Annotated in this window: 26 protein-coding genes and 1 riboswitch; of the genes, 11 read left to right on the top strand and 15 right to left on the bottom strand. The window is 62.8% G+C overall.

Annotated elements, in window-relative coordinates:
* Window positions 1–2: 2 nt before the first annotated feature.
* Window positions 3–407, top strand: a complete 405-nt coding sequence (locus ACI6S0_RS17145; RefSeq protein WP_072895874.1) for a MerR family transcriptional regulator — start codon at window positions 3–5, stop codon at window positions 405–407.
* Window positions 408–551: 144 nt separating this feature from the next.
* On the opposite strand, the gene arsH is transcribed toward ACI6S0_RS17145, so the two are convergent.
* From arsH to ACI6S0_RS17110, 7 genes are all read right to left on the bottom strand, one after another.
* Window positions 552–1,301 carry an arsenical resistance protein ArsH gene (arsH, locus tag ACI6S0_RS17140; protein ID WP_048938941.1) on the bottom strand — a complete coding sequence of 250 codons (750 nt, stop codon included), beginning with the start codon at window positions 1,299–1,301 and terminating at the stop codon, window positions 552–554.
* Window positions 1,298–2,326: an ACR3 family arsenite efflux transporter gene (arsB, locus tag ACI6S0_RS17135; protein ID WP_048938942.1), complete on the bottom strand. Its 1,029-nt coding sequence runs from the start codon at window positions 2,324–2,326 to the stop codon at window positions 1,298–1,300. The genes arsH and arsB overlap by 4 nt, the downstream gene beginning before the upstream one ends.
* 5 nt (window positions 2,327–2,331) lie before the next feature.
* Entirely contained in the window at window positions 2,332–2,868 is a 537-nt protein-coding gene (locus ACI6S0_RS17130) for a GNAT family N-acetyltransferase (RefSeq protein ID WP_048938943.1), read from the bottom strand.
* Window positions 2,865–3,278, bottom strand: a complete 414-nt coding sequence (gene arsC, locus ACI6S0_RS17125) for an arsenate reductase (glutaredoxin) (RefSeq protein ID WP_048938944.1) — start codon at window positions 3,276–3,278, stop codon at window positions 2,865–2,867. The genes ACI6S0_RS17130 and arsC overlap by 4 nt, the downstream gene beginning before the upstream one ends.
* A gap of 10 nt (window positions 3,279–3,288) precedes the next feature.
* Window positions 3,289–3,618 carry an ArsR/SmtB family transcription factor gene (locus tag ACI6S0_RS17120; RefSeq protein ID WP_048938945.1) on the bottom strand — a complete coding sequence of 110 codons (330 nt, stop codon included), beginning with the start codon at window positions 3,616–3,618 and terminating at the stop codon, window positions 3,289–3,291.
* A gap of 288 nt (window positions 3,619–3,906) precedes the next feature.
* The gene (locus ACI6S0_RS17115) at window positions 3,907–4,323 is read right to left on the bottom strand and encodes a DUF190 domain-containing protein (RefSeq protein WP_434403723.1); all 417 of its coding nucleotides are present in this window, start codon (window positions 4,321–4,323) and stop codon (window positions 3,907–3,909) included.
* Complete coding sequence (locus ACI6S0_RS17110) at window positions 4,323–5,717, bottom strand: voltage-gated chloride channel family protein (protein ID WP_434403722.1); 1,395 nt, start codon at window positions 5,715–5,717, stop codon at window positions 4,323–4,325. The genes ACI6S0_RS17115 and ACI6S0_RS17110 overlap by 1 nt, the downstream gene beginning before the upstream one ends.
* A gap of 23 nt (window positions 5,718–5,740) precedes the next feature.
* Window positions 5,741–5,817, bottom strand: a riboswitch (Fluoride riboswitch).
* A 234-nt stretch (window positions 5,818–6,051) separates the two neighbouring features.
* Between ACI6S0_RS17110 and ACI6S0_RS17105 the strand changes: the two genes are divergently transcribed.
* Entirely contained in the window at window positions 6,052–6,573 is a 522-nt protein-coding gene (locus tag ACI6S0_RS17105) for an IS110 family transposase (RefSeq protein WP_434403721.1), read from the top strand.
* A 9-nt stretch (window positions 6,574–6,582) separates the two neighbouring features.
* The gene (locus ACI6S0_RS17100; RefSeq protein ID WP_434403720.1) at window positions 6,583–6,921 is read left to right on the top strand and encodes a transposase; all 339 of its coding nucleotides are present in this window, start codon (window positions 6,583–6,585) and stop codon (window positions 6,919–6,921) included.
* Between the two features lie 503 nt (window positions 6,922–7,424).
* On the opposite strand, the gene ACI6S0_RS17095 is transcribed toward ACI6S0_RS17100, so the two are convergent.
* The 3 genes from ACI6S0_RS17095 to ACI6S0_RS17085 are packed head-to-tail and all read right to left on the bottom strand — an operon-like array spanning window position 7,425 to window position 9,711.
* The gene (locus ACI6S0_RS17095; RefSeq protein ID WP_229380724.1) at window positions 7,425–8,837 is read right to left on the bottom strand and encodes a YncE family protein; all 1,413 of its coding nucleotides are present in this window, start codon (window positions 8,835–8,837) and stop codon (window positions 7,425–7,427) included.
* A gap of 17 nt (window positions 8,838–8,854) precedes the next feature.
* The gene (copM, locus tag ACI6S0_RS17090; protein WP_017182155.1) at window positions 8,855–9,223 is read right to left on the bottom strand and encodes a CopM family metallochaperone; all 369 of its coding nucleotides are present in this window, start codon (window positions 9,221–9,223) and stop codon (window positions 8,855–8,857) included.
* Between the two features lie 8 nt (window positions 9,224–9,231).
* A complete protein-coding gene (locus tag ACI6S0_RS17085) occupies window positions 9,232–9,711 on the bottom strand; it encodes a hypothetical protein (protein WP_017182154.1) in 480 nt (159 codons plus the stop codon).
* Between the two features lie 122 nt (window positions 9,712–9,833).
* On the opposite strand from ACI6S0_RS17085, the gene ACI6S0_RS17080 reads away from it, so the two are divergent.
* The 7 genes from ACI6S0_RS17080 to ACI6S0_RS17050 all read left to right on the top strand — a co-directional run bounded on the left by ACI6S0_RS17080 (window position 9,834) and on the right by ACI6S0_RS17050 (window position 15,296).
* On the top strand, window positions 9,834–10,433 hold the full coding sequence (locus tag ACI6S0_RS17080) for a uracil-DNA glycosylase (protein WP_017182153.1): 600 nt from the start codon (window positions 9,834–9,836) through the stop codon (window positions 10,431–10,433).
* Window positions 10,434–10,510: 77 nt separating this feature from the next.
* The gene (locus ACI6S0_RS17075) at window positions 10,511–11,380 is read left to right on the top strand and encodes a LysR substrate-binding domain-containing protein (protein WP_434403719.1); all 870 of its coding nucleotides are present in this window, start codon (window positions 10,511–10,513) and stop codon (window positions 11,378–11,380) included.
* Window positions 11,377–12,531, top strand: coding sequence for a TDT family transporter (locus tag ACI6S0_RS17070; protein WP_017182151.1), 1,155 nt, complete (start codon window positions 11,377–11,379; stop codon window positions 12,529–12,531). Before ACI6S0_RS17075 ends, ACI6S0_RS17070 begins: the two co-directional genes overlap by 4 nt.
* Before the next feature lie 87 nt (window positions 12,532–12,618).
* A complete protein-coding gene (locus tag ACI6S0_RS17065) occupies window positions 12,619–13,857 on the top strand; it encodes a molybdopterin-dependent oxidoreductase (protein ID WP_066768137.1) in 1,239 nt (412 codons plus the stop codon).
* A gap of 11 nt (window positions 13,858–13,868) precedes the next feature.
* Window positions 13,869–14,342, top strand: coding sequence for a c-type cytochrome (locus ACI6S0_RS17060; RefSeq protein ID WP_088185277.1), 474 nt, complete (start codon window positions 13,869–13,871; stop codon window positions 14,340–14,342).
* A 47-nt stretch (window positions 14,343–14,389) separates the two neighbouring features.
* Window positions 14,390–15,049 carry an MBL fold metallo-hydrolase gene (locus ACI6S0_RS17055; protein WP_434403718.1) on the top strand — a complete coding sequence of 220 codons (660 nt, stop codon included), beginning with the start codon at window positions 14,390–14,392 and terminating at the stop codon, window positions 15,047–15,049.
* On the top strand, window positions 15,030–15,296 hold the full coding sequence (locus tag ACI6S0_RS17050; protein ID WP_434403717.1) for a hypothetical protein: 267 nt from the start codon (window positions 15,030–15,032) through the stop codon (window positions 15,294–15,296). The genes ACI6S0_RS17055 and ACI6S0_RS17050 overlap by 20 nt, the downstream gene beginning before the upstream one ends.
* Before the next feature lie 490 nt (window positions 15,297–15,786).
* Here the strand turns inward: ACI6S0_RS17050 and ACI6S0_RS17045 are convergent, their stop codons facing one another.
* From ACI6S0_RS17045 to ACI6S0_RS17025, 5 genes are all read right to left on the bottom strand, one after another.
* Entirely contained in the window at window positions 15,787–16,821 is a 1,035-nt protein-coding gene (locus ACI6S0_RS17045; protein ID WP_423283039.1) for an IS110 family transposase, read from the bottom strand.
* A 235-nt stretch (window positions 16,822–17,056) separates the two neighbouring features.
* Window positions 17,057–17,554, bottom strand: coding sequence for an RcnB family protein (locus ACI6S0_RS17040; RefSeq protein ID WP_051887035.1), 498 nt, complete (start codon window positions 17,552–17,554; stop codon window positions 17,057–17,059).
* An 81-nt stretch (window positions 17,555–17,635) separates the two neighbouring features.
* Window positions 17,636–18,982, bottom strand: a complete 1,347-nt coding sequence (locus ACI6S0_RS17035) for an ATP-binding protein (protein WP_048938950.1) — start codon at window positions 18,980–18,982, stop codon at window positions 17,636–17,638.
* Window positions 18,976–19,713, bottom strand: coding sequence for a response regulator (locus tag ACI6S0_RS17030; RefSeq protein ID WP_048938951.1), 738 nt, complete (start codon window positions 19,711–19,713; stop codon window positions 18,976–18,978). Before ACI6S0_RS17030 ends, ACI6S0_RS17035 begins: the two co-directional genes overlap by 7 nt.
* A gap of 81 nt (window positions 19,714–19,794) precedes the next feature.
* Window positions 19,795–20,052, bottom strand: coding sequence for an EF-hand domain-containing protein (locus tag ACI6S0_RS17025; protein ID WP_053094351.1), 258 nt, complete (start codon window positions 20,050–20,052; stop codon window positions 19,795–19,797).
* A 224-nt stretch (window positions 20,053–20,276) separates the two neighbouring features.
* Here ACI6S0_RS17025 and ACI6S0_RS17020 point away from each other — a divergent pair, with 224 nt between their 5' ends.
* On the top strand, window positions 20,277–20,687 hold the full coding sequence (locus tag ACI6S0_RS17020) for a hypothetical protein (protein WP_048938952.1): 411 nt from the start codon (window positions 20,277–20,279) through the stop codon (window positions 20,685–20,687).
* The last annotated feature ends 31 nt before the right edge of the window (window positions 20,688–20,718 follow it).

Raw genomic sequence — 20,718 nt, 5'->3', positions numbered from 1 at the left:
GCATGGCATTCACGATCGGCGATATGGGCAAGGCGACGGCCACGAAGATCGAAACGATCCGCTATTATGAGAAGATCGGCCTGCTACCCAAACCGGCTCGCACGACGAGCAACTACCGGGATTATGGGCAGGCGGAGCTTGGCCGACTGTCCTTCATCCGGCGTGCCCGCGACCTTGGATTCTCGCTCGATCAGGTGCGGGCGCTGCTGAGCATCTCGGGCGACCGCAGCTGTGATTGCGCCGGTATCGACCGGATCGCCAAGGAGCACCTGCTGGAAGTGGATCGCAAGCTGGCCGACCTTAGCGCCCTTCGCAAAGAGCTTAAGGCCGTGATCGATTCCTGCGATGGTGGCATCGTTGCCGATTGCCGTATCATCGAGGCGCTTGGGCCTGCGCTGCCGGACTGACGATGACAATTGCTGGCTCTCTGAGGTCCGAAGCCGCTTGTCTCCTTCCGGCAGGTCTGGGGCATCCGGAATAGGGAAGCAGACGGGCCGCTCTTGGGATGCAGAAATTTGCGGCTGAGCGTCTCATAAGGGTCGACCGCGGAATCAGGGCTGGCCCGCTATCGCTATAGCTGAAAGGTCCGCAGTGGTGGCGTCGATAGGCACACCAGCCTCCTTCCGTTCGGAGTATCGGTCAACGAGCTGCGACGCATGCGGCCGCATCAGCACGGTGAAGCGGACCAGTTCCTCCATCACATCGACGATGCGCTCGTAGTAGCTCGATGCCCGCATCCGGCCGTCTTCGTCGAACTCCTTGTAGGCCATCGCCACTGACGACTGATTAGGGATTGTGAACATCCGCATCCAGCGGCCCAGCAAGCGCAGCGAATTGACGGCATTGAACGATTGCGAACCGCCGGACATCTGCATGACCGCAAGCGTTCTTCCCTGCGTCGGCCGCATCCCGCGGATCTGGAGCGGCAGATGATCGATCTGGGTTTTCATGATGCCGCTGATCTGACCGTGCCGCTCCGGGCTGCACCAGACCATGCCTTCCGACCACAGCGCATGCTCACGCAGCTCGTGCACCGCCGGGTGATCGTCTCCCGCCACCTGATCGGGCAGCGGCAGATCGCTGGGATCGAAGATCCGCGTCTCGGCGCCAAAGAACTCTAGCAGGCGCGCCGCCTCTTCCACCGCGAGGCGCGAAAACGAGCGTTCCCGCAGAGAGCCGTAGAGCAGCAGAATACGCGGAGGCGGTTGATCCGGGCCAAGGCCAGCGGCAGGACGAGCCAACGCGAAGGCCTTGTCCAGAGCAGGAAGATGATCGGGGGCTGCGAGTTCGCGCAGTCTCATGCGGAAATACCTTTCTCGTACCAGGGACGGGTCCGCTTCACCAAGGCGACGATCGATAGCATCACCGGCACTTCGACCAGCACGCCCACGACCGTTGCCAGCGCGGCGCCGGAACTGAGGCCAAAGAGGCTAATCGCGGCGGCCACAGCCAGTTCAAAGAAATTGGAGGCGCCGATCAGCGCCGACGGGCCGGCGACGCACCATGCCACACCGAAGCGGCGGCTGAGCCAATAGGCGATGCCGGCGTTGAGATAGACCTGAAACAGGATCGGCACGGCAATCAGCGCAATCACCAGCGGTTGCCGGAAGATCTGCTCGCCCTGAAAGCCGAACAGTAGCACCAGTGTCAGCAGCAGGCTGGCAAGGCTGATCGGGCCGGTGGCGGACAAGAAATGCTGGAGCCGCTTCTCGCCCCCGCGAAGTAGGACTCGGCGGAGCAGTTGCGAGATGACCACTGGGACGACGATGTAGAGTCCCACCGACAGCGCCAACGTGCTCCACGGCACGGTAATCGATGCCACGCCCAGCAGCAGTCCTACGAGCGGCGCGAACGCAAAGGCCATGATCAGGTCGTTCAGTGCCACCTGGCTCAAGGTGTAGTTCGGCTCACCATCGACGAGGCTGGACCAGACGAAGACCATCGCCGTGCAAGGCGCTGCAGCCAGCAGGATTAGCCCGGCAATGTAGGACGACGATACGCCTTCAGGCAGCATCGGCGCGAACAGGTGGCCCAGGAAGAAGGTGCCGAGCAATGCCATGGAGAATGGCTTGATCGCCCAGTTCACTACGATGGTAATGCCGATACCACGCCAGTGCTGCCGAAGGCTATGGAAGGCGCCGAAATCGACCCGTAGCAGCATCGGGATGATCATGAGCCAGATCAGGCCCGCCACCACGAGGTTGACGTTGGCGATCTCCAGCGCTGCGATCGCCTCGAAGGCGCCGGGAAGCAAATGGCCGAGACCGATCCCGACTACGATGCACAGGGCCACCCACAGCGAGAGATAGCGTTCGAACAGCGACATGATCGTCAGTCCTTCCCGGAAGCGATAGGCGCGGTCGCCGTGCCGCCGCCCAAGGCGATCTGCATGTAAACTGTGTCGAGCCAGCGGCCGGCCTTCCAGCCCATGCCGGTCAGGCAGCCGACCTGCTCAAAGCCGCAAGAGCCGTGTAGTGCGACCGAGGCCGGTTCGCCGCCACCGATGACAGCGACCATCTGCCGGAAGCCATAGGCATCGGCGGCCTCCAGCAAGGCCTTGAGCAACAGCTTGCCGATGCCGCCACCGCGCCGGTCGTGCGCTACGTAGATGCTGTTCTCGCAAGCATAGGCGTAGGCCGGTCTGTCCCGGAACTGCGTGGCGTAGGCATAGCCCACCACCTCAGATCCATCGCAGGCAACCAGGAATGGCCAACTACGTCCGGTCACCGTCAAGATCTTCTCGACGGTCTCGTCCCCGGTCGGTGGCACAACTTCGTAGGTCGCGGTGCCATTCAGGACGTGATGCGCATAGATTGCGGCGATAGCTTCCGCGTCGTCGACATTCACCCTACGAACCGAAAGGCTCATCGCCGGGTCGCTTCCACGACTTCCCCGTTTTCCTTGACGAATGTGCTGCGCTGGTGAGCTGGCAGCAGGTCCAGCACTGCTTCGGAAGGCCGGCAGAGCTTCACGCCCAGTGGCGACACGACCAGAGGCCGGTTGATGAGGATAGGATGCTCCATCATCGCGTCGACGAGGGCCTCGTCCGTCAAGGTCTCGTCGCGGAGGCCCAGTTCGGCATAAGGCGTCCCCTTCTCGCGCAGCAGAGCGCGCGGGGTGATGCCGGCGCGGTCGATGAGTTCCAGGAGCAGCGCGCGGCTCGGCGGCGTCTTCAGGTACTCGATAACATGAGGTTCGATGCCGGCATTGCGGATCATGGCCAGGGCATTTCGAGAGGTCCCGCAAAGCGGATTATGGTAGATCACGATATCGGTCATTGTTGCCTCTTCAGCAGCAGGTAAGTTCGGCCAGAAGCGGCTCACACAGTTCGGCGCGCCCTTGGCAGCAATCCTTTGCCAGATAGATCATCAGTCCGCGTAGCGCATCGAGGTTGGCTCGCTGGATCTGTTGGCGACCTCGCTTCTCGGACAGGACCAGCCCTGCCTTCGCCATCACGGCCAGATGGGTCGAAAACGTGCTCTGGGTCAGCCCCGATGCCTCTACCAGTTCGCCGGTCGACAGCCCTTCGGGCTCATGCCGGATTAGCAGGCGGAACGCATCGAGCCGCGTCGGATGGCCGAGAGCGGAAAGGATCGAGAGTGCCTCATCGGTTGCCATGCATCGGAATTATCCGATGCGATATGGCCCGTCAACCAGATATCGGATATTCCCGATGCTTTATTCGTCAGTCAGGCTTGAGGGCAGCTTGGGACCAATTGCTAGATGGAAGCTGGCATTCCGAGATCGGCTCGACGCGCGGTTGGAACGGAAAACCTGACCGTCTGCTCCTGGGGCTCAAAAATCGCCCCTCGAACGGCAAATTTGGGTCGAGATCGGCGGGATCTGGGACAATTCTGCCGTTCCCAAGCGCGACCGTGACCGACGGCTCTCGCCAAAACCCGACGCTCATCGAGCTTTTGCCATCAGTTCCTCTGGCGCAGCGTCCTGATGCCGCACTCCGCCTGGATCGATGCTCCAATGCTCAAGATGCTTGTAGACGATCACTTTCCCGCCGAGCAGATCGCCATGGGCCTCGCAAAAGCGCTCCAGTTCATGGCGCTGGCCGATCAGCTCGACACACATCGTCAGATGCGGATTGGATAGTTCAGCACCATCCTCCATTACCGGACCGTGGTTGCTGAAGCCGTAGTGGGTATGATGCGCGACGGCGTTCATGATGCCGTCGCGCTTCGCCTGCACGACCAACTGCCGGTAGAGCGGTTTTCGGGTCCAGAAGCTGCGCGGGCCATCGGTCGCCTTGTCCGATGGCTTCATGTAGATGCGGATCATGCCGATCTGGCTGGGCGTGACCTTGTGAGACATCAGTTTTCCTTCTTGTTGAAAGAGCTATTCTCCCGACGTGTTCGCCGCGAGGCACGCGCTTCGCGCAGGGTAGCGCCATGGGACTGGCCGCGTGTCAGCCGCTTCGGAACGGCGATACGCTGCGACAGGTAGATCCCGTTATGGCCCGAGCAGATATAAGCCACGAAACAGGCCACCGCGATCGGAACGGCGTGGGTGGCCCCGAACAACTCGATACCCATGATCGTACAGGCAAGCGGTGTATTGGCCGCGCCGGCAAAGACGGCGACGAACCCAAGGCCGGCGAAAAGGTCGAGCGGCGCGCCGAGCAGCCAACCCAGCGCATTGCCGAGTGCTGCCCCGATGAAGAATAGCGGCGTCACTTCCCCGCCCTTGAAGCCGGCGCTGAGGGTCACGACCGTAAAGACCATCTTGAGCGCCCAGCTCCACCGATCGGCAGGACCGGTGAAGAAGCCAGCGATGGTCGGGTCTCCGGGAATGGCGGACCAGACGCCAAGCCCAAGATAGGCACGTGTGCCAAAAATCCAGACCAGCGCGATGACCAATATGCCGCCAAAGGCCGCCCGCAGAGGGCCATAGGGAATACGAGCCTTGAGGAACCCGCCGAGCGCGTGATTGGCTTCGGCAAATAGGAGTCCTGCAAGGCCGAATGCCACCCCTGCTACGGCCGCCTTGGCGAGAATCAGCGGTTCGACGATCAGAGCGCCCACGCCTCCAGTAATGCTACTGATCTGGTAGGGCGTGTGATGGATGCCCCAGGCATGGCACGTCCAGTCGCCCACCAGCGCAGCAAGCAGACATGGTAAGATCCCGCTATATTCCATGCGGCCGACCGCCAGCACTTCGAGCGCGAACACAGCGCCGGCTAGCGGCGTGCCGAAAACAGCCCCGAAGCCGGCAGCGACACCAGCCATCAAAACGATGCGGATGCTCGGAGCGTCGAGTTTGAACAGTCGGGCGGCAGCGCTTGCAAAGCTGCCGCCAAGTTGCACCGCTGTGCCTTCGCGGCCTGCCGATCCGCCGAACAAATGTGTGGCGATAGTACCGATGAAGACCAACGGGGCCATTCGCAGGGGAACGCCGCCCCCTGGCTCATGAATTTGCTCGACGATCAGATTGTTGCCCGCTTCGACCGACTTACCGGTGCGATGGTAGAGAAGGGCGATTGCCGCGCCACCTGCCGGCAAAAGATAGAGGAGCCAGGGATGATCGAAACGGGCCTGTGTTGCCGCATCCAGACTCCACAGGAATGCGGCACACAACGTGCCGATCAGCGCGGCCAGGGGAACCAGGATCAGCGTCCAGCGCATGACCGACATCGCATGATCGTGTCGATCCCGGAGAAAGGCCGCCACATTGAGTATATTGAACAGGTTGCGAAAAGTCGCGCGCACGATCCCTCCTTGCTGCCTTGCGGCGCCAAGTAGGAATCATCGTCCCTTGTCAGGGCGGTTCGACCCGAAGGTCCGGCAGAAATCCATTACCGTTATTGCCATCTATGATGGGTGAAGGAAAAAAGATCAAGGGATGCTAACCACTGGGATAGCAATAGCCCAGGTGGCAGGGTTCGGCGTGAGCTAACATTTTTGAGCGACCACCGGGGCGACCAGTCCTGGTCGCGACCTGCCGGATGCGGGAAGCCGCGAAGTGGGACACCGCGTAATTGATTGAGCCACCCTCGTGCATGGTACGAAGTCGCCTTGGCGCTTCAATGCAGGAGGATGACCGATGTCGATTTATGCAGGGTTGGATGTAAGTGACAAGACGACGCATATCTGCGTGGTCGATGTCGACGGTAAGGTTTTGCGGCGCGATGTTGTCGCGAGCGATCCCGATGTTCTGGCCAAATGGCTTAACAAACATTGTACCGATCTGGCGCGCGTGGTGCTGGAGACGGGAACGTTATCGACGTTCCTGTATCATGGGCTGGTCGAGCGCCGTGTCGCGATAGAATGTATTTGCGCGCGGCACGCGAAGGGCATCCTTTCTGCCCGTGTGAACAAAAGCGATGTCCACGACGCTGAAGGGCTTGCCCAACTGGCGCGCACCGGGTGGTACAAACGCGTCCACATGAAAGCGTCAGCCACGCATATCGATAGGGCAGCTCTCCGTATCCGCGCCCAGCTCATCACTGCGCGGACATCCATGGCCAACCAGCTGCGAGGACTCTTAAAGCTGTTCGGCCTACGCATGGGCACCGCGAGAACACCGGGCCGGCGTGCGGAACGCCTGACGGCCTTCTACGCCTAGCGCCCAGATTTGAAGGTTCTGTTTGCTCCGCTCATTGCATCCATGGAGGCTATTGAAGAGCAGCTGCGCGCATACAATCGCCTGCTCAATGACCGGGCAAAGGCGGATGAGGTCTGCGCCCGGTTGATGAGCGTTCCTGGGGTTGGACCAATTACGGCTCTTACATTCACTGCTACCATCGAGGACCCTCACCGTTTTGCAAGAAGCGAGGATGTCGGTGCATATGCGGGACTCGTGCCCCGACGCAGTCAATCGGGAGAACGCGATGTCAGCGGACATATCTCCAAGGCGGGAGATCCCATGTTGCGCAAGGCGCTTTACGAAGCGGCCAACGTCGCGCTGACTTAGGTCAAGCGGCCTTTCGCCCTCCAGCAATGGGGACGGAAAATGGCCGAAGCCAAAGGTGCTCGGCGTGCCAGAACGGCTGTCGCCCGCAAGCTTGCTGCATTACTCCATTCGCTTTGGTTGAACGAGACTGAGTTCCGCTGGGTCTGATCCCGGCGTCCCTCATCCCGCTCAGCCATGCCCCGGACGATCTCGTCAGCTTTGTAGAGGGTCAAACCTGGTTTGGGACTCAGAGACGTCCACCTATTCCGCTCGGCCGCGATCATGAAGGCTCGGACGAAAAGCTGCACAGCTGTCCGATGACCTCGAAGACAACCATTGGCGAACGGGAAAAAGGAAGCCCAATGCAGGAATCAATTAGACAACAAAGCCGTCGTTAGCAAGTTAGACGGTGTCCGACGGCTTTAGGTAAACGCGGACGTCGATGAGCTTCCCTTCAATAACTAGGGAGTCGAAGAGCGAGGAAACGCCGCTGCGCACAATTGGTAGCCAGCGGCGCGCGGGCTTCAATGGGCTTGTTTCTGCACTACCGCGCCCTGCGAATCCGGATCACCGGCACGAATGACCAAATAACGGCGCTCGGCCGGGGCAGCATCCGCGACAATCTGGCGGATCGGCCCGACGGCGTTGACGATGGCGGCGCCGGCCGGATTGGTCATGAACTTGGCAAGAGGTTGAATCGCACCCGTCCCGTCGGGTTTGGTCGCCAGTCCGAGCGTGAACGGTTGCTTGGGCGGCAGGCCGGCGACGGCGGCCTGCAGGATCTGGACCTGCCCCTGATCGAACAAAGTGACTTGGCTCTGGCCCTGGCCTGACAGGGTCAACTGGACCTTGCCGCTGGCCATATCGAGCGGGACCAGATTGGCCATGCCGTCGCCCGAAGGCACCGCGCCCGGTACATAGGCGACGCCCTGCGGCCCCTGACCGATAGGGATGGTCGTGAGCAGGCGGTTGGTGGCAGTATCGATGACCGCAACGCCGTCGCCATTCTCCAGCCCAACATAGATGCGGGTGCCGTCGCCCGAAGGCCATAACCCGTGCGGCAGCGCGCCGACCGAAACTGTCGCCACCTGTTCGAACGTGTCGGTGCGGAACACCTTGACGATGTTCTGCGTGCCGACTGTCACATAGGCGAACTGTCCGCGCGACGTGCGGGCGATGTTGACGTGATTGGTGATGGGGCCGGTGTCGATCGTCTTAAGGACAGCGAACGGCGGCTTGGCGTCGAACACCATTACCTTGCCGACATCTTTGAGCGTCAGCCAGACCTGCCTGCCATCGGGTGTCGCGGCGATGTCGGGGCAGAAGGGGCTAGCTTGGGCGACACGTCCGACGACCTTCTTGGCTTTGGTGTCGATCACGACCGTCTCGGGCGAGAAGCTCGAGCAAACGTACCCGTATTTGCCGTCGGGCGAGAAGATCGTCATGCCCGGGCCGTTCGGGACGGTGATGCGCGTGGTGGGTTCGAACGTCTTGCCATCGAGCACCTGGATATAGTCCTCGCCGCGAACGCTGACCCAGACCTCGCGCCCGTCGGGACGGAAGAACGCCTCGTGCGGCGAGCGGCCGACATAGGCGGTGTGCTTGACCGCGTTGGTGGCCGTATCGATGAAGGTCACCGAGTTCGACCCTATCGAGATCACCGCCAGCGTCCTGCCATCGGGTGAGAAGCCGATGCCGTGGACCAGAAGCTGACCCTTGTAGAGTGGGCTCAGATTGGCGGGCGTCAGATCGCCGAGCTTGATGACGCCGAGCAGTCGGTTGGTTGATGGGTCGATGACCGATACCGTGTTGGAAAACTGGTCCGAAGTATAGAAGCGGTCCTGCGAACTGATCGGCCGGTCGGGCGTCGCATTGGGCACCTGCTGCGCGGATGCGGGGTTCGCCAGCAGGCCGAGGGCAGACATGGCAAACGCCATCTTGAGGTGATTCGTAATCATTTTCCGTCTCCCTGATGCTGGTGAGGCACACTCGGCGGTGCGCCCTTCTCGGCAAGGATCGCCTGCATGACCGCGATCTCCTGACGCTGTTCAACGATGATGCCCTGCGCGAGACGGCGCAGGCGTTCGTCCTTGCCGTAGCGCAGTTGCGCCTGTGCCATCTCGATTGCGCCCTGGTGATGCGGGATCATCATCGCCGCGAAGTCGCGGTCCGGATCACCGGACGGCGCGACCATCATCTCATGATGCATCTGCTCCATCGCGGCGGCCATGTCGGTGGCGAAGTCCTGAGGCGCCGCTGCGAGTGCGCCTGCGGATGCCGCGAGGCCGAGGCCGGCAAGGCCCAGTATCAGTTTCAAGCGCATGCCCCTTCTCATGATAGTCTCGCGATAACGCCTATGATGGCAGCCAGTGTCATCATCGCCGCCGGCAGGAGCAATATTTGCATCGTCGCCTCGCGGCCGCTGATCGTCCCGGCGAGGATTTCGACCGGGCCGCGCAGGAACTCGCCAAGGCTGCGCTGCCGCTCGCCCGGCGCAGCACTGTCAGCGAGGAGGATACCGCCGACGATCAGCGAGAAATACATGACCGTGAACAGCGTCACGACGACGAGGACACCTGCCGCTGCCGCATCGCGTGCGAAGAAGGCCCAGAATGACCCGACCATTATTGCATAGAACCCCACCAGCGCAACGAGCACATTAGGATGAACCCCGCGACTGGCGACGCCGGGCGCTGGTCGCTCCAGTTCGGCGTATGGATCATCGGATCGGACCAAGCGTAATGCCGGTCGCGTCGGTTCTTCCACCACTTCCTTGGGCTGAAACTCGCTCTCCATAATGCGCGTTGCCATGTCGGATCTCCTGATCGACAGCGCTGCCATTGCTGCATTGCTGTAACTGTGACCAAGGTGGCGCGTTGCTAGTCATCGATCCAACCGATGATATTTGTCGTTCCGATCACGAATGGAGATGAATGGCCTGGCTCGACGACCCCGACCTGATCAAGCGACGGCGGCAGTCCTTGGCGGATGCGCATGTCGCACAGCTCGAATGCTGGCGCGAAGGGCTGTTGGCCGACGGCAGACCTGTGCCGCATTTCGACCCGGCGGACGGCGGGGTCGACGCCCGGCTGCTGTTGCTTCTCGAAACCCCCGGTCCCGGGCCTGAGCGCACCCGCTTCGTGTCGCGCGACAATCCGTCCGGGACCGCCCGCAATCTGCGGCGCTATCTCGACGAGGCCGGCATCGACCGGTCCGATTTTGTACTCTGGAACACCGTGCCTTGGATCATGCATCCACCCGGTGCCCGCAATCGCACCCTGCGCAAAGCCGAGATCGATGCCGGGCTGGCCACGCTCCCCGGGCTTCTCGCGCTGCTGCCCAAGCTGAAAGTCTGCTTGCTGGCCGGCCGGGTGGCGACCAAGGCCGGACAACTCGTGTCGGCGCATGATGCTTCGATCAAGGTCATGCCGATGCCGCATCCCAGCCCGGCCAACGTCTGTACAAGTCCTCAGGTTATGGATCGCCTTCGCGCGGCGTTCAGCGAAGCAGCGGCCCTGCTCAACCAATCGTGAATGACGATTGGAACGATCCAATCAACAAGTTGGAACGATTTATCGCGCCGGTCTATTGATCCCTGCAGGAGATCGATATGACCCTCGAACAGCTTCGTATTTTCGTTGGCGTCGCCGAGCGCGAGCATATGACCCGCGCCGCCGAGGCGCTCAACGTCACCCAGTCGGCGGCGAGTGCCGCCATCGCCGCGCTCGAAGCGCGCCACGACGTGCCGCTATTTCATCGGGTCGGGCGCGGCATTGAGCTCACCGAGGCGGGTCGCATGTTTCTGGACGAGGCGCGCGCCGTCCTCCGCCGGGCCGCGAGCGCCGGGCTGGCGCTGGCGGAGTTCGGTGGTCTCAAGCGCGGCACGCTGCGGATCGTCGCGAGTCAGACCATCGCCAGCTACTGGCTGCCTGCGCGGCTCGCTGAATTTCATCGTCGCCATCCGCTGATCGGCATCGAACTGGCGATCGACAACACCGACGGTGCTGCTGCGCAGGTGCTCGACGGCACGGCCGAACTTGGCTTTGTCGAAGGTTCGGTCGACGAGCCGGCACTTGCGCACTGGAAAGTCGCCGAGGACCGGATGTTACTGGTCGGCGCAGAGCCAACCGGAAATGTCGATGAAACCTGGGTCCGCGAGGCCAACTGGATCGTGCGCGAACAGGGATCGGGCACGCGCTCGACCTTCGAGGAGGTGCTGCGCCACCGCGGCGTCGACCCTGCCGATCTGCGCATCGGCATGACCCTGCCGTCCAATGAAGCGGTTCGCTCGGCTGTCGAAGCCGGCGCCGGGGTGGCAGTGCTGTCCGAACTCGTCGTGCGCAGGGCGCTGGCGGCGGGGCATCTGCATGACCTGGGTCTTGGGCTGCCCGCACGGCCGTTCGAAGCGCTGCGCCACAAGGAGCGTTACCGCACCAAAGCGGCCGACGCGCTGACCGATCTCGTGAAGGAGCATGGATGATGACCGGCGACCTCAAGCCCGTGCTCGGCGGCCTGCGTCCACTCTCGCGCCTCGATCATCCCCGCGAGATGATCCGCCAGTTCACCCCTAACTGGTTCGCCGCGACCATGGGCACCGGCATCCTCGCGCTGGCGCTACCGCAGGTGCCGGGCATCGGCCCGGCATTGAAGCCGGTCGGCGAGGCGTTGTGGTTTTTCAACATCGCGCTGTTTGCGCTCTTCACCGGCCTCTATTCGGCGCGCTGGATAATGTTTGGCCATGAGGCACGGCGGATCTTCGGCCATAACACGGTGTCGATGTTCATCGGCACCATCCCGATGGGCCTCGCCACGATCATCAACGGCTGCCTCGCCTTTGGGATCGCCCGGTTCGGCGACGGCATCGTCGGTGTAGCGCATGTCCTGTGGTGGATCGATGTCGCGGTGGCCGTGACCTGCGGCGTCGTCATTCCCTATTTCATGTTCACCCGTCACGAGCACAGCCTCGACGGCATGACCGCCGTCTGGCTGCTCCCGGTGGTCGCGGCAGAGGTGGCGGCGGCGAGCGGCGGGCTGCTGGCGCCACATCTCGCCGATCCGCATGCGCAATTCGTGACGCTGCTCACTTCCTATGTGCTCTGGGCCTATTCGGTGCCGGTCGCCTTCAGTATCCTCGCGCTACTCATCCTTCGCATGGCGCTGCACAAGCTGCCGCACGAGGGGATGGCCGCGTCGAGCTGGCTCTCGCTCGGCCCGATCGGCACCGGTGCGCTCGGAATGCTCGTGCTGGGCGCTGACGCGCCAGCGATCCTCTCGGCGCACGGTCTCGCCTCAATTGCCGGCATTGCCCAGGGTCTCGGTAGCATCGCGGGGCTGCTGCTTTGGGGCTTTGGCCTGTGGTGGCTGGCGCTCGCGATGCTGATCACCTGGCGCTACTGGCGCGCCGGGATCCCGTTCAATCTCGGCTGGTGGGGCTATACCTTCCCGCTTGGCGTCTACACGGTCGCGACCTTCCGCCTCGGCACGACCTTCGACCTCGCCTTCTTCGGGATCGTCGGGACGGTGCTCACCCTTGCCCTCGCGATGATGTGGGTGGTGGTCGCCGCCAAGACGCTCGCCGGCGCGTGGAAGGGCCACCTCTTCGTATCGCCCTGCATCGCGACACCCAACTGATCGCCTGAGGCGATCAAAATCGAAAATCCGATCGCTTGGCTCGACGAGCCGGATCGGCCACGTTCGCCCGAAGAAGGGAATGCTATCATGGACAAGCTCGACACTTGGTTCGCCGCCGAAAGCAGTCGTCGCCGCTTTCTGGGTCAGGCCGCGCTCGGCGGCGCCGCGCTCGCTGCCGGCCCCGCACTCGCGCAGAGCCTCGTCGACCTGCACCTTCCCGGCGGCAATGCCGGGCGGCCGATGACCAGCGCCTTTCCCGGCAAAGGCAGCATGATCCTTCAGCGCATGCACCCGCCGCTGCTCGAAACTCCGATGGAGGTATTCGACCGCGACGTTTTCACCCCCAACGACCAGTTTTTCGTGCGTTGGCACTGGGCCGACATCCCGACCTCGATCGATGTCGATATTTTCCGGCTCACCGTCCGCGGCCACGTCAATAGACCGCTTTCGATCAGCCTTGCGCAGCTGCTCCGGTTGCCGCGCGTCGAGATGGCGGCGGTCAATCAGTGCTCGGGCAACAGCCGCGGCCTGTTCCAGCCGCGCGTGCCCGGCGCACAATGGGGCAATGGTGCGATGGGCAACGCCAAATGGCTCGGCGTCCGGCTATGCGACATCCTCGACTATGCCGGCGTAAAGCCCGGCGCGGTGCAGGTGCGCTTCGGCGCCCTCGACCAGCCCGTCGTTGCCGGCGCACCCGATTTCGAGAAGGCGCTCGACATCGACCATGCTCGAGACGGCGAGGTGATGATCGCCTTCGGCATGAACGGTGAGCAATTGCCCCTGCTGAACGGCTTCCCTTGCCGGCTGATCGTGCCGGGCTGGTATTCGACCTACTGGGTCAAGATGCTCAATGACATCGAGGTGCTGCCCGGCCCAGATGACGAATATTGGATGGCCAAGGCTTACAAGATCCCGGCGACCCCGGGCGCCAATGTGAAGCCGGGCGCAAAGGACTTCCCGACCGTCCCGATCAACCGGATGATCCCGCGGTCCTGGGTCACCAGTCTCGGCGAAGGCCAGGCCATCGCATATGATCGAACGATCCCGCTCGGTGGTATCGCCATGGGCGGCGATTGCGGGGTCGCCAAGGTCGACGTCTCCACCGATGGCGGCCGCACCTGGTATCACACCCGGCTCGGTCCCGATCACGGCAAGTACAGCTTCCGCCGCTGGGACACGCAGGTGCCGCTGGCGGCGCGCGGAAATGTCCGGCTGATGTCGCGCTGCTGGAACACGGACGGGGTCGCGCAGCCGATGGCGCCAATTTGGAACCCGGGCGGGTTCATGCGCGGCAATATCGAAACCACCAACATCACTGCGTCCTGAGGAGAGCCGAGATGAAAGTCCCTTCGATCGGCATGCTATCCTTCGGTGCGATCGGCCTTGCGGCCATAGTCCTGATCGCGATCGGCCCGCCCGGCAGCCACGTGCCCCCACCGCCGCCCGCACCCAGCGGCCCGGCACCGTCGAGCATCGCTTTTGGCGGGTTCGCGCTCACGTCGGACACGGTCGACCTGCCGATCGACGACCAGCAATATCCCGACGGCCCGCACGCCGACGTGATCAACGCCAACTGCACCTCGTGCCATTCGGCCAGCATGGCACTGACCCAGCCCGCGCTCACGGCCGACCAGTGGAAGGCGACGGTCACCAAGATGAAGGAGGTCTATAAGGCACCGGTCTCGGAAAAGGATATTCCAGCGATCGTCGACTATCTGACCGCGCTGAGCGCGAAGCAGGGCAGCGGGGCGCCGGCCGGCAAGGAATCCGGAAGTCAGGGCGCTCCCGACGCGCCGGGCGGGACTGGCTGAGTGACTTATCGCCGCGCGCCGCGTTGATCGGATGAAGGAGGCGCCTGATGCGTATCGAGAAATTCGTCCATAGCTGCTTGAGGCTGACGCTCCAGGGCAAGCGGCTGTTGTTCGACCCAGGCAAATTCTCGTTCGTCGATCGGCGTGTCGATCCTCGCGACCTCAGCGACGTGGATTTCATCCTATTTACGCACGGCCATCCCGATCATCTCGACGGCGAGGCGCTACGCACCATCGTCGGCGATGGCGAACCGCGGATATTCGGAGGCAACAAGGTCGCAGCCACGTTGCGCAGCCAGGGCTTCACCGTCAGCGAGGTAAGAGAAGAAGGGCTCGACCTTGGACCATTCACGGTCCGTGCCCTGCCGGTGCGCCATGAGCCGATCCTCGCCGAAGAAATCCCGGCCGTCCTGGCATTTGTCGTCAATGATCGCCTTCTCAATCCCGGCGATAGCTTCGATGAACGGCTCCGCCAATTTGCTGGAATTGAGGCGCTGGCGCTGCCGGTGATGGCACCGTTCCTGACCGAGATCGGCGCCCACGAGTTCGCCAGGTCCATGCGTCCAAGCCATGTGCTCCCGGTCCACGATGGCTATGCCCGCGACTGGTTCCTGACGCAGCGCTACGATACCTATGAGCCCTATTTCGAGAAGGCTGGCATGACCTTCCACCGCCTCCAGCAGCCCGGTGACGGGTTCGACCTGTGACGGACGACAAACCGGCCTGCCGGTCGCGACGGCCTGGTGCATCGACGATCCGAAGATCGCCAATGCGGCGATCGAGCAAGGCCAGTTGGACCTCGTCATGGTCGCGCGCGCGCATCTCGCCGATCCGGATTATCCCTATGTCGCGGCCCAGGTGCTCGGCAAGGACCGGCCATCATGGGTGCTCCCTGCGCCTTATGCTCACTGGCTTGAGCGCTACCGGGGGATCGGTAAAGCGGCGGCCCAGTGATCGGACACCTAGTGCACACAGGGCAGCGCAAGGGCCACGTCGGGCCCCTAAAATAACCCTCGTACAGCCGATCATTCCAAGCATTAGCGCAGACGACCGGCTGCCGAACTCTTAAATTATCAAGATCTCTGCACGATGACCGTATGGCGGGTTGTAGGATCGACGACTCCAATTGAGCGCTCATCTTGAGCGCACCGCTGCGAGACCGCTCACTGGAACGGAAATGGCATCTGTGGACGCCCCTTCGGATGCAAGCAGTAAATCGGGGTTTGTTGGCACGTAGTCGGATGCTGTCATCTGTCCGGCCTCGATGAGCAGCGCCATATGCTGCGGGCCAGTATGGGAGTTCGCGGACCGGATCCATTACAGGTTTACGCGCTTGGTTAGCGCTCTGCCATTCCCTGGTTCTTCCAGCCCCGTCTCGCCGACTGTTGTGCCATACCCTCCTTCGACCGCCTACGTCCCCGACGCCTCTGGCCGCTGCCTTGGCTTACGCCGCAACTGCTGCCGGAGCTCTGTAATCTTCATTTCTGGTGAGCAGTGCCCAGACCATGCGCGCCATCTTGTTGGCGAGCGCCACCGAGACGAGCATGCGCGGTTTGCGCGCGAGCATCCGCTCCAGCCACGAGCCGGCCGGCGCGCCGAACCGGCAGGCCTGACGCACCATCGAGCTACCTCCGATAATCAGTAGTCGCCTGATCGTCCGCTCGCCCATCTTCGATATGCTGCCGAGCCGCTGTTTGCCGCCGGTCGAGTGCTGACGGGGGGCGAGGCCAAGCCAAGCCGCGAAGTCGCGCCCCTTACGGAACGTCTCGACCGGCGGGGCCAGCGCGATGATGGCGGTCGCAGCGATAGGACCGATCCCTGGAATGGTCATTAGCCGCCTGGCCGCTTCATCCTCCTTAGCACGCCGTGCGATCTCACGGTCCAGCACGGCAATCTGCTTGTCGAGATCGGCCAGCATGTCGACCATGAGCTTGAACATGGGCCGTGCCGCTGCAGGCAGACTTGAAGTCATTTCCTCATCCTCGAGCAGGTCGGCGAGCATTGTCATATGCGCTGTGCCGCGCGGTGCTACCCAACCATACTCCGCTAGGTGCCCGCGAATGGCGTTGATCAGCTGAGTGCGCTGCCGCACCGCTAGGTCACGTGTGCGGAACACGAGCCCTGCGGCCTGTTGCTCTTCGCTTTTCACCGCCACGAAGCGCATGCCTGGGCGCTGCGCAGCCTCGGCAATCGCTTCAGCATCAATCGCATCGTTCTTGTTCCGCTTCACGAATGGCTTCACGTAAGATGGTGGGATCAGCCGCACATCGTGCCCCATCGTCTGTAACTGACGCGCCCAATGATGGGCGCCGCCGCACGCCTCGAGCGCTACTATGCATACCGGCTGACCTGCAAAGAACTCGAGCAGCTTTGCTCTCGTCAGCTTGCGGCTGAACACCATCGCACCCCGCTCGTCAGCGCCATGCGCATGGAAAACGTTCTTGGCGATATCCAGACCGATTGTGGTAACCTGTGACACGGACGCCTCCTCAGTGGTGCTTCAACACCTCCACTTTGCCATAAAGGCTGTCGGGGGGCGTCCACCCCATCAGGTTTCGACAGGATCGGCCATTGACGCGCCGGGCTGCGAACTTCTGGAAGTGGTCGCGAGTTGCCAGTCCTGGGCCGTCTGCACCTGAGCATTGGGAATCGTCGGCGGAAAGACCGGTATGGGCCGCTGGCAGTCAGAAGCACTGCCAGCGAGTGTCGCTTTTTCACCAACCACCGGCAACGGACTGAATGATGACGCCGGTGTTTCGGGAGATCAGCACGAAATTCGTTCCCGCATAGCACCAGATATGGCCGGTCGGTGCTGGGGACAGTCCATAGCCGACCGGATTGACGACGACATAATGGCGCATCGACAGGGGGAGGGTGCCACCGACGATCCAAACGCTATGCGCATGTCTGGGCGGGATGGGGTAATAGCCGTAGCCGGGCGCGAAATAATGGCCATGGCGCGGCCCGTGATAATGGACAAATCCGGGGTGGCCGCGCCACCAGCCGGGACGGCCGCGATCGACGATGACGGTGCGGCTGTGCACGACCCCGGCGCGGGGCGCGACGGTCGTATGCCGGACGACCTGCGCCTCTGCGGCGGGACTGGCCATGATGGCCATGACGGACAGGAACAGGGTCGCGCTGCCTGCAAAAGCGGCGCTGACGCTGACACCGTGCTTCGTGAGGGATTGGGGATTGAAAAACCGGGGCATGATCGGACTCCTTGGGTGGGAAGCCTGATATGGATGGCCTTTGCATCATCCGGTCGGGTGCCATGTATCAGTCCGTGTCGGTCATGCCGGTCCGGTTCCTCCTGCACTGCGGAGCAACAGGATGGCGCGAAACCCGCCTTCCGCGCGATTTTCCAGCACCAGGTCGCCCCGGTAGCGCTGGGTCAGTGCCTGGACGATCGACAGGCCAAGGCCCACGCCCCCCGTCCTGCGCGCGCGCGACGGCTCGAGCCGCTCGAACGGTTCGGTCAGGCGCGGCAGGCTGGGTTCGGGTACGCCGGGGCCGTCATCCTCCACCATGATGCGGATGAACGGGCCGTCGGGTTCGACAAGGATACGCGCCTGTCCGCCGCCGTAGCGAACCGCATTGTCCAGCAGGTTGGCCATCATGCGCTGGAAGGAAATATGGGAGACATGGGCATGGACGGCATGGGGCAGGGGCGCGACGTCCACATGCTGGTTGCGCTGTAGGCGCTCTTCGGCGACCAGCGCCAGTTCGGCGCGAATGTCGCATGTCGCCATGTCTAGGTCGGTCGCGGCCGATTCCCGTGCGAAGGTAAGCGTGTCGCTCAGCAGGTCGCGCATTTCCTCGATATCCTTGCCAGCGAGGGCACGCTGTTCGTCATCCTCAATAAATTCGCTGCGCAGGTCCATGCGGGTCAGATAGGTGCGATAATCATGTGCGATGGCCGCGAGCATGCGCGTTCGTTCATCAAGCAGCGTCCGCAGATGCTGGCGCAATTGCCGGAACGCTTCGCCCAGTTCCACGATCTCGCGCGGGCCGTCGGGCTTCAGCGCATCCAGCCTGTCCTCGCGGACAGCGCGGGCCAGCCGTTCGACAGGCCGCGTCGTCTGCGCGGCCAGCCACAGGATGACAGCGATATCGACAATCGCAACGGCGGCTAGGAACAGCATCAGATTGTTGACGATCTTGGTCAGCGGCGCTGCGACCATCTGTTCGATCATAATGGCATCGCCGCCGGACAGGGCGACCGATATCCGCACGGGGTTCATCGTGACGGCGGGGCGCATGTCGAGGTCTGCGGGGCCGATGTCGCCTGATGTTTCGATGCGGAACGGCCTGCCGCCCAAAGCCTCCTGATAGCGGGACAGGGTCGTGGGCGTGGCGGAGGATGCCTGGCCCGCAGGCAGTGCCGCCAGCATGGTGACGCGCATGGTCGCATCGGAAAAGGCGCGGACAAGATCGGGATGCGATCTGGGCGGCGTGCGTTCGAATGCGGTGACGACCAAAGCGACCTTTTCGGGAACGGGCACCCGATATAGCGGGGCCATCTTGCGCATGTCCGTCTGTTCCAGGAACAGCAGAATGACGGCAATCATGGCCAGCAGATGGAGCAGGACGATGAGGCCTATCCGCTCTCGCAACCGGGGCGGGCGCAGCTTCAGCATCGGGTGACGGCCGGTGCGAACAGATAGCCGTCGCCCCGCACGGTGCGGATCATCACGGGTTCGCGCGGATCGTCGCCCAGCTTGCGCCGAAGCCGGCTCATCTGCACGTCGATGACGCGATCGACCGGACTGGCATGACCGCCCCGTGTCCAGTCGATCAGCAGTTCGCGCGACAGGATGCGGCGTGGGTGTAGCACCAGCGCATGGAGCAGGTCGAATTCGCTGGTGGTCAGGCCCACCGGCTCGCCCGCCGGGTTGGTCAGATCGCGCGCGCCCAGGCGCAGCAGCCAGCCGTCAAACCGGAAACTGTCGCCATTCTCCTCGCTGGCGGCCGTGTCTATGTCACGGGTCCGGCGAATGATGGAGCGCAGCCGCGCCAGCAATTCCCGCTGGTTGAACGGCTTGGCGAGATAATCGTCGGCGCCGATTTCCAACCCGATGATCCGGTCGATCGGATCGTCTTTCGCCGTGACGATCAGGATCGGCAGGCGCGGCCAGCGGGCGCGCAGGCGCTGGCATATTTCCAGCCCATCCTCGCCGGGCAACATCAGGTCGAGGATCAGGCAATCGAGCCGTTCCAGCACGCCATCGACGTCGAGACCGGCCGAATTTTCCATGGCCAGAACTTCAAACCCCTCACGGGTCAGCAACATGCGCACCAGATCTCGAATGCCGGGATCATCCTCGACAATCGCGACCTTGCCATTTGATGCCTGCGTTTCGGCCACCATGCCATACCTCTTTGTCGTCAGCGCCTGTGCCGATGGTGCAGCGCCCCCGGAACCATCTAGCATGGTTCCAGGGGGAATTGATCATTTGCCACGTTTTGCGGCGGCGGCGCGCAGTTCGTCCGGTGTGACCTTGCCGTCCTTGTCGGCGTCGATCATCGCGAAACCACGATCGCGGCGACCGGCCGCCTTCCATTCTTCCAGCGACAGCGCGCCATCCTGATTGGTGTCGGCCTTGATGAACATTTCCCTGGCCTTTGCCGACGCATCCTGCGCCATGGCGGTCGGGCTCTGGGCGATGACCGCGGCGGCCAGCGACAGGGCGCTCGTCAGATATTTCATGTCATTCTCCTTGTATCAGGCCCAAAATGAGCGTGGCCGATATAGCGCGCGCCACCGCAGCATGTTCGACCCCCGGGTGAAGACAGATTACGGTTTGTAACAGCGCGATCCGGCGCCCGATCCCGCTGCAAATATCCGACACATTATGCGGCAAGGCCGTTCACGGCGCGGTGCGACATGTCCCGTCCCGCGCCTTTTGCTGACGCGGAGAAGGAGTATGCATCATGACATTGCGCCAATTCACCACGATCATCGTTTCGACCCTGGCCATCGCAGCCAGCATATCGACGGCCGAAGCCCGCAACCGTTCCTTTCAATATAGCCACAGCCGCAACGTGCAGGGGCCGAATGGGCGAGGGCTGCACAGCAGCTACAACGCCTCGCGCGGCGGCGGGCAGGCAGCCATGAGTCGCAATGTCCAGACCAATGACGGACGTGGCTTCAGCAGCCAGCGCGGGTATCAGGCGCAGGACGGGCAGTTCCACGGCTCCACCAGTCATGTGACCAACAGCGGAAAAAGCTGGGGGCGATCGACCAGCGCGACAGCCAATGGCGACGGGACCGCAACCTATCATCGCAACATGACCGGTCCCAATGGCGGGTCGGCCTCATGGTCCGGCACTATCGGCGACTGACCAGGCTGAACGCGCGCCTAGCGCCGCCAGC

This window comes from Sphingobium sp. DN12 (genome assembly GCF_051058005.1).
In the GTDB taxonomy this organism is placed as follows: Bacteria; Pseudomonadota; Alphaproteobacteria; order Sphingomonadales; family Sphingomonadaceae; genus Sphingobium; species Sphingobium yanoikuyae.
This window is presented reverse-complemented; position numbering and strand designations above follow the sequence as displayed.

What these genes read in the sequence shown, in the direction of transcription:
- ACI6S0_RS17145 (WP_072895874.1), top strand. Translation starts at nt 3, where the DNA reads ATGGCATTCACGATCGGCGATATGGGCAAGGCGACGGCCACGAAGATC.
- arsH (WP_048938941.1), bottom strand. Translation starts at nt 1,301, where the DNA reads ATGAGACTGCGCGAACTCGCAGCCCCCGATCATCTTCCTGCTCTGGAC.
- arsB (WP_048938942.1), bottom strand. Translation starts at nt 2,326, where the DNA reads ATGTCGCTGTTCGAACGCTATCTCTCGCTGTGGGTGGCCCTGTGCATC.
- ACI6S0_RS17130 (WP_048938943.1), bottom strand. Translation starts at nt 2,868, where the DNA reads ATGAGCCTTTCGGTTCGTAGGGTGAATGTCGACGACGCGGAAGCTATC.
- arsC (WP_048938944.1), bottom strand. Translation starts at nt 3,278, where the DNA reads ATGACCGATATCGTGATCTACCATAATCCGCTTTGCGGGACCTCTCGA.
- ACI6S0_RS17120 (WP_048938945.1), bottom strand. Translation starts at nt 3,618, where the DNA reads ATGGCAACCGATGAGGCACTCTCGATCCTTTCCGCTCTCGGCCATCCG.
- ACI6S0_RS17115 (WP_434403723.1), bottom strand. Translation starts at nt 4,323, where the DNA reads ATGTCTCACAAGGTCACGCCCAGCCAGATCGGCATGATCCGCATCTAC.
- ACI6S0_RS17105 (WP_434403721.1), top strand. Translation starts at nt 6,052, where the DNA reads ATGTCGATTTATGCAGGGTTGGATGTAAGTGACAAGACGACGCATATC.
- ACI6S0_RS17095 (WP_229380724.1), bottom strand. Translation starts at nt 8,837, where the DNA reads ATGGCGTTTGCCATGTCTGCCCTCGGCCTGCTGGCGAACCCCGCATCC.
- copM (WP_017182155.1), bottom strand. Translation starts at nt 9,223, where the DNA reads ATGCGCTTGAAACTGATACTGGGCCTTGCCGGCCTCGGCCTCGCGGCA.
- ACI6S0_RS17085 (WP_017182154.1), bottom strand. Translation starts at nt 9,711, where the DNA reads ATGGCAACGCGCATTATGGAGAGCGAGTTTCAGCCCAAGGAAGTGGTG.
- ACI6S0_RS17080 (WP_017182153.1), top strand. Translation starts at nt 9,834, where the DNA reads ATGGCCTGGCTCGACGACCCCGACCTGATCAAGCGACGGCGGCAGTCC.
- ACI6S0_RS17075 (WP_434403719.1), top strand. Translation starts at nt 10,511, where the DNA reads ATGACCCTCGAACAGCTTCGTATTTTCGTTGGCGTCGCCGAGCGCGAG.
- ACI6S0_RS17070 (WP_017182151.1), top strand. Translation starts at nt 11,377, where the DNA reads ATGATGACCGGCGACCTCAAGCCCGTGCTCGGCGGCCTGCGTCCACTC.
- ACI6S0_RS17065 (WP_066768137.1), top strand. Translation starts at nt 12,619, where the DNA reads ATGGACAAGCTCGACACTTGGTTCGCCGCCGAAAGCAGTCGTCGCCGC.
- ACI6S0_RS17060 (WP_088185277.1), top strand. Translation starts at nt 13,869, where the DNA reads ATGAAAGTCCCTTCGATCGGCATGCTATCCTTCGGTGCGATCGGCCTT.
- ACI6S0_RS17055 (WP_434403718.1), top strand. Translation starts at nt 14,390, where the DNA reads ATGCGTATCGAGAAATTCGTCCATAGCTGCTTGAGGCTGACGCTCCAG.
- ACI6S0_RS17040 (WP_051887035.1), bottom strand. Translation starts at nt 17,554, where the DNA reads ATGCCCCGGTTTTTCAATCCCCAATCCCTCACGAAGCACGGTGTCAGC.
- ACI6S0_RS17035 (WP_048938950.1), bottom strand. Translation starts at nt 18,982, where the DNA reads ATGCTGAAGCTGCGCCCGCCCCGGTTGCGAGAGCGGATAGGCCTCATC.
- ACI6S0_RS17030 (WP_048938951.1), bottom strand. Translation starts at nt 19,713, where the DNA reads ATGGTGGCCGAAACGCAGGCATCAAATGGCAAGGTCGCGATTGTCGAG.
- ACI6S0_RS17025 (WP_053094351.1), bottom strand. Translation starts at nt 20,052, where the DNA reads ATGAAATATCTGACGAGCGCCCTGTCGCTGGCCGCCGCGGTCATCGCC.
- ACI6S0_RS17020 (WP_048938952.1), top strand. Translation starts at nt 20,277, where the DNA reads ATGACATTGCGCCAATTCACCACGATCATCGTTTCGACCCTGGCCATC.